Annotated in this window: 11 protein-coding genes; 6 read left to right on the top strand and 5 right to left on the bottom strand. The window is 63.6% G+C overall.

Going from position 1 to position 11,724, the window contains the following annotated elements; genetic code table 11:
* The 4 genes from EN949_RS27165 to EN949_RS27180 form a co-directional block, all read left to right on the top strand.
* Positions 1-842, top strand: an 842-nt coding sequence (locus EN949_RS27165) for an aldehyde dehydrogenase family protein (protein WP_127371835.1), incomplete at its 5' end; no start/stop codon positions are given.
* 244 nt (positions 843-1,086) lie between these two features.
* Positions 1,087-1,941, top strand: coding sequence for a MetQ/NlpA family lipoprotein (locus EN949_RS27170; protein ID WP_013528557.1), 855 nt, complete (start codon positions 1,087-1,089; stop codon positions 1,939-1,941).
* A 91-nt stretch (positions 1,942-2,032) separates the two neighbouring features.
* Positions 2,033-3,130 (top strand): methionine ABC transporter ATP-binding protein, encoded by a 1,098-nt coding sequence (locus EN949_RS27175; RefSeq protein ID WP_127366375.1) that lies wholly within the window; start codon positions 2,033-2,035, stop codon positions 3,128-3,130.
* Positions 3,111-3,767, top strand: a complete 657-nt coding sequence (locus EN949_RS27180; protein WP_027161152.1) for a methionine ABC transporter permease — start codon at positions 3,111-3,113, stop codon at positions 3,765-3,767. Before EN949_RS27175 ends, EN949_RS27180 begins: the two co-directional genes overlap by 20 nt.
* Before the next feature lie 78 nt (positions 3,768-3,845).
* Here the strand turns inward: EN949_RS27180 and EN949_RS37300 are convergent, their stop codons facing one another.
* A complete protein-coding gene (locus tag EN949_RS37300) occupies positions 3,846-4,160 on the bottom strand; it encodes a Fic family protein (protein ID WP_335919019.1) in 315 nt (104 codons plus the stop codon).
* 16 nt (positions 4,161-4,176) lie between these two features.
* Between EN949_RS37300 and EN949_RS36725 the strand changes: the two genes are divergently transcribed.
* Complete coding sequence (locus EN949_RS36725) at positions 4,177-4,434, top strand: hypothetical protein (protein WP_244514377.1); 258 nt, start codon at positions 4,177-4,179, stop codon at positions 4,432-4,434.
* Between the two features lie 191 nt (positions 4,435-4,625).
* Here EN949_RS36725 and EN949_RS27195 read toward each other — a convergent pair whose 3' ends face one another.
* The 4 genes from EN949_RS27195 to EN949_RS27210 form a co-directional block, all read right to left on the bottom strand.
* Positions 4,626-5,756, bottom strand: coding sequence for an aminomethyltransferase family protein (locus EN949_RS27195; RefSeq protein WP_063169688.1), 1,131 nt, complete (start codon positions 5,754-5,756; stop codon positions 4,626-4,628).
* Positions 5,757-5,807: 51 nt separating this feature from the next.
* Positions 5,808-6,584: an ABC transporter substrate-binding protein gene (locus tag EN949_RS27200; protein WP_063170417.1), complete on the bottom strand. Its 777-nt coding sequence runs from the start codon at positions 6,582-6,584 to the stop codon at positions 5,808-5,810.
* A 123-nt stretch (positions 6,585-6,707) separates the two neighbouring features.
* A complete protein-coding gene (locus EN949_RS27205) occupies positions 6,708-8,450 on the bottom strand; it encodes a hydantoinase B/oxoprolinase family protein (RefSeq protein ID WP_063169687.1) in 1,743 nt (580 codons plus the stop codon).
* Between the two features lies 1 nt (position 8,451).
* Complete coding sequence (locus EN949_RS27210) at positions 8,452-10,536, bottom strand: hydantoinase/oxoprolinase family protein (RefSeq protein ID WP_063169686.1); 2,085 nt, start codon at positions 10,534-10,536, stop codon at positions 8,452-8,454.
* 221 nt (positions 10,537-10,757) lie between these two features.
* Between EN949_RS27210 and EN949_RS27215 the strand changes: the two genes are divergently transcribed.
* Positions 10,758-11,585 (top strand): ferredoxin--NADP reductase, encoded by an 828-nt coding sequence (locus EN949_RS27215; RefSeq protein ID WP_063169685.1) that lies wholly within the window; start codon positions 10,758-10,760, stop codon positions 11,583-11,585.
* Positions 11,586-11,724 lie beyond the last annotated feature (139 nt).

Consider the following 11,724-nt stretch of genomic DNA (forward strand, 5'->3'; position numbering starts at 1 on the left):
ACGTCGTCACCGGGCTTGGCGCGGTCACCGGCGAGGCGCTCGGTCTGCATATGGATGTCGACGCCATCGCCTTCACCGGTTCCGGCCCGGTCGGCCGGCGGCTGCTCGAATATTCCGCTCGCTCCAATCTGAAGCGCGTCTTCCTCGAACTCGGCGGCAAGTCGCCGAACATCGTCTTTGCCGACGCCCCGGACCTGAAACAGACAGCGGTCGTCTCGGCCAATGGCATCTTCCGCAATTCCGGCCAGGTCTGCGTCGCCGGCTCGCGGCTTCTCGTCCAGTCAGCGGTCTACGACCGCTTCATGGACGAACTGCTCTCGGCAACCATGCGGCTCAAAGTCGGCGATCCGCTTGATCTCACCAGCGATGTCGGCGCGGTATCGAGCGCCGAACAGCTGGACAAGAACCTCGGTTTCGTCGCCAGGGCCACGGAAGAAGGTGCCCGTCTCGTCACCGGCGGCCAGCGGATGCTGACCGAGACCGGTGGCAGCTACATGGCGCCAACGATCTTCGAGAATGTCATGCAGGACATGCAGTTGGCGCGCGAGGAGGTGTTCGGGCCGGTGCTCGGCGTCATGCGCTTCGAGACCGAGGAGGAGGCGGTTCGGCTTGCCAATTCGACCGTCTACGGGCTTGCCTCCGCGGTGTGGACCGCCAATCTCTCCACCGCGCATCGCATGGTGCGCGCCATCAATGCCGGCGTCGTCCACGTCAACACCTATGGCGGCGCCGACATCACCGTGCCGCTCGGCGGCGTCAAGCAGTCCGGCTTCGGCCGCGACAAGTCGCTGCACGCGCTGGAGAAATATTTGGAACTGAAGGCGGCCTGGATCGCGCTTTGACGGCACGCTGAGCTCTCTGAGAATCTGACGACCTCCAGACGCGCGCAAGATCGCGCCGCGATCCGCTGCGGCCGGCCAAGCAGCGGCTTTTGCTCACGCTCTTGAAAATTTTGAGAGAATATTCCCGGCTTTGGCGAGAATGGCGAAACGCGTTCTTTGATAAACTTGATAGAATTTCTGAGGATGCGACCAAGGCTAGGCAATCCGCCTCGCTGCCATGACTTCACAACCGCAGAGATCAATCATGACTGACTTCAAGAACACTTTGCCATCTTCCCCCGGGTCAACCGTCAACCGGCGCAGTGGCCTTGCTCTGCTGTTCGCCTCAGTCGTCGCGATCGGCAGCCTGATTGCACCGCATGCGTCGTTTGCCGAGGACAAGAAGGCGATCAAGGTCGGCATCATCAGCGGCGAGGACGAGGACGTCTGGCGCGTCGTCGTCGCGCAAGCCGCCGAAAAGGGCCTTGCCATCGAGACGGTGGTATTCAACGACTACACCCAGCCCAACGAAGCGCTGGAGCGCGGCGAGATCGACGCCAACGCCTTCCAGCACCAGCCCTATCTCGACAACCAGATCAAGACGCAAGGCTACCACATCGTCCGTGTCGGCTATACCGGCGTCTGGCCGATCGGCCTCTACTCTAAGAAGTTCAGCAAGGTTGCCGACCTGCCCGAGGGCGCGGTCATTGGCGTGCCCAACGACCCATCCAATGAAGGCCGGGCGCTGCGCGTGCTGCAGAACGAGGGCGTGATCAAGCTCAGGGATGGCACCGGCATTCTGGCCACCACCGCCGACATCGCCGAGAACGCGAAGAAGGTGGTGATCAAGGAACTTGACGCCGGTATCGTCGGCCGCTCGGTCGAGGATCTCGATGCGGCCGTGGTCAACACCGACTGGGCGCTGAAAAGCGGCCTGTCGCCGGAAAACCGCATCGCGCAGGAGCCTATCGCCGACAATCCCTACCGCAACTTCATCGCGGTGAAGACCGGTAACGAGAACGAGGCCTGGGTGAAGACGCTGGTGGCTTCCTATCAGAACGAGGCGGTGAAGGCCGAGTTCGACAAGGTCTACAAGGGCACCGGCCTCAGCGCCTATTGATCCGGTCCTCGGCCGGAAGCCCGGTTCGAGAGCAACAGCGGTCCGCGCTCAGGCGCGGGCCGCGATTGCGTTTTCGGGAACAGGAATATTCATGAACCAGCATATCACGGCATCCGGGGAGACCGCCGATCCGACCCAGACCCGGCCCGACGCATCTCAGGATGTCGTGCGCCTTGTCGACCTGAAGCGCCATTTCGGTGTGACGGCGGCGCTCGACGGCATTTCGCTGACCGTGCGCAAGGGCGAGATCCTCGGTATCATCGGCCGCAGCGGCGCCGGCAAATCGACGCTGATCCGCTGCCTGAACGGGCTGGAACGGCCTGACTCCGGCGAGGTGTTCATCGAGGGCCGCGAGATCAGCCGGCTCGGCGAGCGCGACCTGCAGCCGCTGCGGCGGCGCATCGGCATGATCTTCCAGCATTTCAACCTGCTGTCGGCCAAGACCGTCGAGGACAATGTGGCGCTGCCGCTGAAGATCGAGGGCCGGCCGAAAGCCGAGAGGCTGAAGCGCGCCGCCGAACTGCTCGATCTTGTCGGCCTGTCGGAGAAAGCCAAGGCCTATCCGGCGTCGCTGTCGGGCGGCCAGAAGCAACGGGTCGGCATCGCCAGGGCGCTTGCCGCGCGCCCGGCGCTGCTCCTGTCGGACGAAGCCACCTCGGCGCTCGATCCGGAGACGACGCGCTCCATCCTCGCACTGCTCAAGGACATCAACCGGCAGCTTGGCCTGACCATCCTTTTGATCACCCATGAGATGGAGGTGATCCGTTCCATCGCCGACCGCGTGGCGGTGATCGACGCCGGACGCATCGTCGAGCAAGGGCCGGTCTGGTCGGTGTTTGCCGACCCACGCTCCGAGATCACACGCAGCCTGCTCGGCGCCATCAGGCCGCAGCTGCCGGCCGAGCTGGCAGCGCGGCTGCTGCCGGCGGCCGGTGCGGAAACCATCCTGCGCGTCGACGTGGCCGGCGAGGCGGCAAGCGGCCCGCTGCTGTCCGACCTTGCGATTGCGGTTCCGGGCGCCTTCCGCCTCGTCCATGGCGGCATCGACCATATCCAGCAGCAGCCGGTCGGCACGCTGTTCCTTTCGGTTCCCGGCAGCGATGCAAATCATCTTGCTGACATCATCACATTCCTGAAGGCTCGCCAGGCGCGGGTGGAGGTGCTTGGCCATGTCGCCAATCCTGTTTGAACTTCTGCTGCGTTCGATCTGGGAGACGGTGCTGATGACGGCCGCCTCCGGCCTCATCTCGCTGGTCTTCGGCCTGCCGCTCGGCCTGGCGCTGATTGCTACCGAACGCGGCGGCATTGCCGAAAGCCTTTGGGTGAACCGGGCGCTCGGCGCCATCATCAACGGTTTCCGCTCGGTGCCCTTCATCATCCTTCTGGTGGCGCTGATCCCGGTGACGCGGCTGATCGTCGGCACCTCGATCGGCACATGGGCAGCCATCGTGCCGCTGTCGATCGCCGCCACGCCCTATTATGCGCGCATCGCCGAAGTGTCGCTGCGCGAAGTCGATCGCGGGCTGATCGAGGCGGCGCGCGCCATGGGCGGCAACCGCTGGACGATCATCCGCGAGGTGCTGGTGCCAGAAGCCCTGCCCGGCATCGTCGCCGGCTTCACGGTGACGCTGGTGACGCTGATCGGTGCGTCAGCCATGGCCGGCGCGATCGGCGCCGGCGGCCTCGGCGACCTCGCCATCCGCTACGGCTACCAGCGTTTTGAGACGTCGGTGATGATCGCAGTGGTCATCGTGCTGATCATCCTGGTCTGCGGCATCCAATGGGTGGGGGATCGGTTGGTGGCGAGGCTGGATAGACGGGGGTGATTGTTAGGCCGACGAACTAGGCGATGATATCTTCTATCAGTGCTTGCAATGACGCTTCTGAACCGCTGAAACTGTCGATCATGGCTTGAATGACGCGATCCCGTCAAGGATGTCGTCATTGAATGTCAGGCCCGCGTGCTCGGCGAGCATCGCAAGGAAGGTGAGCTGGGTTCGGCCGTTGCCTTCGCGAAACGGATGCACGGCGTTGATCTCCGCGACGATGTGCGCCAGATGCTTCGCAAAGCTGGTGCCGTCGAGATGAGCTAAGCGGTCGGGATTGCCGAGTTCGCGAAAGACCCGCGCCATCTCGGTGGCGATGTGTTCGGGATAGCAGAACCAATTGCCGGCCTTGCCGATGCGGATGGTGCGCGGCTGACCGGCCCAGCCACACATCCTGGAACAGGTGCCGGTGCAGGCCGAGATAGTGACGGTAGTCGAGTTCGCCTGCCGGCAATGGCTCGTCAGCGCGAGTCAGGAACAGCGCGAGCTCGACTTCATCAAGCTCAGCCTGGTCGCGGATGTCCAACAGGTTAATGAGCACCGTCGTGCCGGGGTAGCACAGCGGATCGAACTCAGCGGCGTAGACCAACGTCTATTTCTTCTTGCGGATTTCTTCCTTGATGAGCGAACGCCGCTCATCACCGGACAGTCCGTGTCGTACGCCTAGGGCGAGTAATTTCGCCATGCGAGGCGATAAGGTCATGCCTTCCACGGCGCTGATTTTCTCGCCGCGCTCGCTGGTCAGCACGAACTGGCCGGTCTTGGCTGAACGGCTGGCTCGTGAGCTAGGAGACTTCATTTCGAGACAATATCATAACCATTGAGGAGAGACCAAAATGATTTCCAGGGTAAGCCCAGTTAGCCGCGCAACCTCCCCCCCTCGGGATCGAAGAACGGTATCGGCGCCACGACCGCCCGGCTCGGCCTGCCATCGATGTCTATGCTGAGTTCGGTGCCAATCGCGGTGAAAGGCAGCCGCAGGTGCGCCGTGGCCAGCACCTTGCCCAGGGAATAGCCGTGATCGCTGTAGGTGACGATGCCGGCGTCCTCGCCATCGGCCAGGACCCTGGCATCGGTGGCGGCCGGCGTGTCGCCGTCGAGGATCAGGCCGACCCATTGCTCGTCGAGGCCCTTGTCGCGGACCTTGAGCAACGCTTGCCGGCCGACGAAATCGCCCTTGTCGAACTTGATCCAGCGGTCGAGGCCGACATGGAACGGGGTGCGGCTCTCGTCCATGTCGATGCCGTGCGCCGGATAGGCCTTTTCCAGGCCCAGCGTGAACATTGCCAGCACGCCATAGGGTTTCAGGCCAAAGTCCCGGCCGGTCCGCATCAGCGCGTCCCAGACCGAAGCGGCCTCGTCGGCCGGCACGAACAGCTCGAAGCCGAGCTCGCCGGTGACCCCGGTGCGCGAGATCAGCACCCGCGTGCCGTTGATGTGGCCTGACGTGAACGACCAGCGTTTCAGCCCGTCCAGATCGGCATCCGAGATCATCGCCTTCAACAGTTCGCGCGAGCGCGGGCCCTGGATGGTCGGGAAGGCGATGGCTGCGGTTATGTCGGTGACATAGGCCTTGCGACCCTGCGCGTGATGCAACAGCCAGGGCAGCATCTTCAGGCGGTTGACCGAGCCGGTTACCAGCATGAAGTGCTCCGGACCCAACCGAAACACGGTGAGGTCGTCCATGATGCCGCCATCCTCGCGGCAGACCGTGGAATAGCGGACCTGGCCCGGTTTCATGGCAGCGGCATTATTGACGATGACATGGTTGACCAGCGCCTCGGCGTCCGGCCCCTTGATGTCCATCTTGCCCATGGTGCTGAGATCCTGCACGCCGACATTTTTGCGGGTGTTCAGATGCTCGTCGGCAATGCCGGAATAGGTTTTAGCGGAGATGAAATCGCCCCCGACACGACCCATGGTCGCGCCCAGCCCGACGATGCTGCTGTAGAAAGGGGAACGCCGCTCAGCCAAGGAAGTCTCCATCATTCAAGAAAAACGGCAGCGCCAGCCGGCGCTGCCGGAAGGCATGTTGTCGTCTCAGCTGCCGTAGACGTCGAAGGAGAAGTACTTGTCGTTGATTTCCTTGTACTTGCCATTGGCGCGCAGCGCGTCGATGGCCGCATTGAGCTTGTCGGCCAGTTCCTTATTGCCCTTTTGCAGCGCGATGCCGACGCCAGGGCCGTGAATGGCCGGATCGGCGGTCAGCGTGCCGAGCAGCTTGCAGCAGGCGCCGTCTGGCTTCTTCAACCACTCGGTCAGGATGATCGAGCCGTCCATCATCGCGTCGAGGCGGCCATTGGCCATGTCGGTGCGGGCATCGTCGCCCGTCGGATAGGCTTTGACCGTCGAGCCTGCATATTTCTGGTCGGCGAATTTCTGGTGGATGGTCGCGGTCTGCACGCCGAGCGCCTTGCCTTTCAGATCATCGGGCGACGTGCCCGCGATGGTCGAATCCTTGGGCACGGCGATAGCCGGCGGCGTCTGGTAGTATTTGTGGGTGAACTCGACCTTCTCGGCCCGCTCGGGTGTGATGGTGATGTTGATGATCGCGTCGAACTTGCCGGCCTGCAGCGCCGGGATCGAGCCATCGAAATCCTGCACGCTGAACTCACACTCGGCCTTCATCTCAGCACACAGCGCCTTCCCCAGCTCGATGTCGAAGCCGCCCAGCGTGCCGTCGGCACTGGCGTAGTTGAAGGGCGGATAGGCGCCCTCGGTACCGATCCTGAGTTTTTTGTCCTGGGCGGAGGCGGCACCAGTGGCAAGGGTGAGGGCGACGGAAGCGGCAAGCACGAAACGACCGAAAAGACGCATGTTCGAGATCCCCGTTGAAAGCGGGAAGTCTACGGTCTTCCAGGCGCGCGGCGGAGACGGAAACGACATGCGCTGCGGCGATCACGGCGCGGCGAGCAGACCAGGCGAGCGATCGGTGATGTGTTAGCCGACGCGCTGCTTGTCGGTGGCCGTCCGGTCGATGGCCAACTCCCCGGCCGAGAGGACAACGCCAAACTTTTCGGTGGCTTCCTCTGATGTGTAGTACCCCAGCGCCACGTCGCGCAGCACAAGATCGGCATCGCGCTGCAGCGGATCGCCATAGCCGCCGCCGCCCGGCGTGCCGACGCGCACGCGGTCGCCGGCCTTGAGCGCAATGTCCTGTTCTTTGGACAAATGCGGCGGCACGTGTTCCTCGCCGTTGCGGAAGACGGTCACCGTGTTGACGGCGCCGTCCTTGCCGCCAAGCGCGCCCTGCGGGCCGAACCGGCCATGGTCCATGACGAAGGAAGCGCGGGCGTCGCCGCGCAGGATTTCCACCTCATAGGCGAGGCCGAAACCGCCGCGATGCTTGCCGGCGCCGCCGGAGCCTTCACGCAAGGCGTAGTGGCGGTAGAGCACCGGGAATGCCTGTTCCATGATCTCGACCGGCGGCGACTTGGAGATGCCGATGGTCGAGCAGCCATTGGTCAGGCCGTCATGGCCTGAATTGCCCCCATAACCGCCGCCGGAGATCTGATACATGACGTAGTCGCGGCCGCGTGCCGGGTCGTTGCCGCCGAGTGCGAAATTGCCGCTGGAACCGGCGGGTGCGGCGGTCACCTTGTCCGGCAATGCCTGCACCATCGCCGCAAACACCGCCTCGGCGATGCGCTGCGACACCTCGGCGGCGCAGCCCGAGACGGGCCGCGGATATTTGGCGTCGAGGAACGTGCCTTCCGGCCGCTTGACGATCAGGGGTTCAAACGCGCCGGCGCTGATCGGCACATCCGGGAAAATGTGGCGCATGGCGAGATAGACCGAGGATAGGGTCGTCGCCAGCACGCTGTTCATCGGCCCGGCGCAGGGCTTTGACGAATCGGTGAAATCGAAGGTCAGCGTGTCGCCCTGTTTTTCGACGGCGAGCGCGATGATCAGCGGCTCGTTGACCACCCCATCGGAATCGACAAAGGCCTTCGAATGGTAGGTGCCGTCGGGAATGGCTGAGATGTTGGCGCGCATCTGCTCGGCCGCGCGGCGGCGCAGTTCGGCGATCGCCGCGACAACAGTTTCGTCACCGTAACGATCCAGGATTCCATTCAGCCGATCCTGGCCGATCAGCAGTGCGGCGGCCTGGGCCCTGATATCGCCGATGCGCTGGTCGGCGACGCGGATGTTGGAGCAGATGATGGCGTAGATTTCCGGGTCGAGCACGCCCTTCTTGAACAGTTTGACCGGCGGCAGCCGCAGGCCTTCCTGCTCCACGGCAGTCGCCGAGGCTGAAAATCCGCCCGGCACCGAGCCGCCAATGTCGGGCCAATGGCCGGTGTTGGATAGCCAGCAGAAAATCTTGCCGTCCCGGTAGACCGGCATGGCGAAGCGCACATCCATCAGATGGGTGCCGCCGAGATAGGGGTCGTTGACGACGTAGATGTCGCCTGGTTCCGGCGGCAGGCAACGGCCGTCGGCGATCATCTCGATCACCGTCCTGGTCGAATACTGCATGACGCCGACGAACACCGGCAGGCCCTGGCTGCCTTGCGCGATCAGCGAACCGTCGACAGCCGAATAGATGCCGTCGGAACGGTCATTGGCCTCGGCGATGACCGGCGAGAAAGCGGCGCGAGAGAACGTAAGGTCCATCTCGTCGCAGACCTGCTGCAGGGCCGCCTGGAGGACCGAAAGGGTGATGGCGTCGAGCTTTGCCATATCAGGCCTCGCCAATGTCGATGATGATGTTGCCGTCAGCGTCGCTGCGTGCGCGGTCGCCGGGTTCGAGCACGGTGGTGGCATCCATCTGTTCGAGGATCGCCGGGCCTTCGATGATAGCATCGAGCGGCAGCTTTTCACGCGCATATACGGGCGTGTCGTGCCAACGGCCGGCATACCAGACCGGCCGGATTTCGCGCCGCGCCTCGTCCAGCGTTGCTGCGCGCCCCGCCGGATCGATCAGGCGCGACAGATCGATCGCCAGACGCACGCCGGTGACCGATGTATTGAGATTGACGAGATTGGCTCGGATTTCCGGCAGCTCGACCTTGAAGCGGGCGAAATAGGCCTTTTCGAAAAGCTGCTGCAGCGTTGCCCGGGTCACCGAGGAGGACGGCAGCGCCACGTTGATGATGTGGGTCTGGCCGACGAACTGCATGTCGGCGGAGTGGGTGACGCGGATCGTCTCCGGCTTTACCGCTTCCTTGCCGATCAGCTCCTCGCCTTCGTTTCGGTGCCGTTCCAATACCCCATGAAGGCGCGTTTCGTCGAGCACCGACACCGGCTGGTTGATGGTGTTGACGAAGTCGTGGCGCAGGTCGGCAACGACGCAGCCGAGCGCGTTGGTGATGCCTGGACGCGCCGGCACCAGCACCTTGGGCAGGCCGAGTTCGCGCGCCAGGGCAGTCGCATGCAGCGGCCCGGCGCCGCCAAAGGCGAACAGCGCGAAATCGCGGGGGTCATGACCGCGTGACACCGACACCATGCGGATGGCGCCGGCCATCTTCATGTTGCCGAGCCGCAGCACCGCGCCCGCCGCCTCGACGCCGGACAGGCCGGTCGGCTTGCCGATTTTCTCCTCGAAGATGCCGGTGACGCGCTCTGATGTGACCGGGTTTTCGACTGCCAGCAGCTTCTTCGGCGCCAGCCGGCCGAGCACCAGATTGGCGTCGGTGATGGTCGGATCGAGGCCGCCGCGCCCGTAGCAGATCGGGCCGGGGTTGGCGCCGGCGCTTTCCGGGCCGATCTGGATCAGGCCGGCCGCGTCGACGCGGGCGATCGAGCCGCCGCCGGCGCCGACCGTGTGCACCGCCACCATCGGCACATGGATCGGCATGGCATATTCGATCTCGATCTCGTTCGAGACAGCCGGCTCGGCATTGCGGATCAGCGCCACGTCGGTCGAAGTGCCGCCCATGTCGTAGGTGACGAGGTTTTCGAAGCCGGCACGTTTTCCGGTGTAGGCGGCGGCGATGACGCCCGAGGCCGGACCGGACATGACAGTCTTGGCCGATTCACGTGTGACGAAGCGGGCCGAGATCATGCCGCCATTGCCGTTCATGATCAGGAAGTCGCGGGCATAGCCTTTTGCAGCCAGTTCCTTGCGCAGCCGCTCGACATAACGCTCGAGGATCGGCTGCACCGAGGCGTTGACCGAAGCGGTGACGCCGCGCTCGAACTCGCGCGCCTCCGACAGCAGCGCATGGCCTGCCGTGATGTAGCCGTTCGGCCAGAGCTCGGCGGCAATTTCGGTGGCGCGCCGCTCGTGCGCCGGATTGGCGTAGGAATGCAGGAAATGGATGACGAGGGATTCGCAACCGGCCGCGATCAGCGTCTGCACCGCCTCGCGCATTTCGGCCTCGTCGAGCGGTGTGCGTATCTCACCCGACGCCTCGACGCGCTCCGACACTTCGAGCCTGAGATTGCGCGGGATGATCGGCACGAAGCTGCCGGTCATGCCATAGGCCTGCGGCCGCGTGCGCCGGCCAAGCTCGATCACGTCGCGAAAACCGCGCGTGGTGATCATGCCGGTTTTCGCCAGCCGGCGTTCGAGCACCGCATTGGTGGTGGTGGTCGTGCCATGCACGATGAGGTCGATGCCGTCGATCGGAAATCCGGTGGCGCCGAGTGCCGAAACGACACCGAAGGCCTGGTTGTCGACCGTGGTCGGCGTCTTGGCCAGATACACCCTGCCGCCATCGCTTCCGTCGATCAGGAGCAGGTCGGTGAAGGTGCCGCCGACATCGATACCGGCAACGACATTTCCCTGGGGATCGCGCGCTTGCGCCGAAATATTCTCTTCCATCGTCGAAACCCGAAATGCGCGGACTACGGATATGCGTCAGTTTGGAAAGCTGTTTTAAGGGAGCATCTTGACGCAAATATCGTTTGTATACTAATAAATTCCGGACACAAGAGCTTGCCGCTTTGGAGTGTGCGAACAGCACGCCGGGACCTGAATGGTCCGGGCGCGCAGGTGAAGGTTTGGCGCCCGCGTCCGTGAGCTGGGCCAGAAGGTTGGATTTGATGAACACCACATCCGCTCTCAACACCGTCGGCGCCCGACCGCTGCAGTTCCCGATTCCGGCCAATGTCTATGCCGAAACCGTGGTCTCGGTGAAGCACTACACCGACCGGCTGTTCTCGTTCCGCATCACCCGTCCGCAGTCGCTGCGCTTCCGCTCCGGCGAGTTCGTCATGATCGGCCTGCCCAATGCAGAGAAGCCGGTGTACCGCGCCTATTCGGTGGCGAGCCCGGCCTGGGACGAAGAGCTGGAATTCTTCTCGATCAAGGTGCCGGACGGCCCGCTGACTTCGGAGCTGCAGAAGATCCAGGTCGGCGACACCGTCATCATGCGCCAGAAGTCGACGGGCACGCTGGTGGTCGACGCATTGACGCCGGCCAAGCGGCTGTTCATGATCTCGACCGGCACCGGCATCGCGCCCTTCGCCAGCCTGCTGCGCGACCCCGACACCTACGAAAAATTCGATCAACTGATCCTGACCCATACCTGCCGCGACAATGCCGAGATGACCTATGGCCAGGAGCTGGTCGCAGCACTTGAAAGCGACCCGCTGATCGGTGAACTGACCACTGGGCGCGTCACGCTCTACAATTCGACGACCCGCGAGGAATCGGCACGCATGGGCCGCATCACCGCGCTGATCGGCTCCGGCAAGTTCTACAGCGATCTCGGCATCGACAAGCTCAACCCGGAAACCGACCGGATCATGATCTGCGGCTCGATGCATATGCTGAAGGACGTCAAGGAACTGGCCGAAAGTCTCGGCTTCGAGGAAGGCTCGCTGAGCCATCCGGCGACTTTTGTCGTCGAGCGCGCCTTCGTCGGCTGAGCCGCACCAACATCTCGAAGTCTACGTTTTTGACCGCACGGTCAAAAACTGCTGCTTTCGCCGCCTTTTTCGGTTATGACCGCCCGCAGGACTCGTGAAGTACGGCTTCACGGGCTATCTTCGGCATACGTCGCTGAAT

It is taken from the genome of Mesorhizobium sp. M7A.F.Ca.US.007.01.2.1 (genome assembly GCF_003998165.1).
Taxonomy (GTDB): Bacteria; Pseudomonadota; Alphaproteobacteria; order Rhizobiales; family Rhizobiaceae; genus Mesorhizobium; species Mesorhizobium ciceri.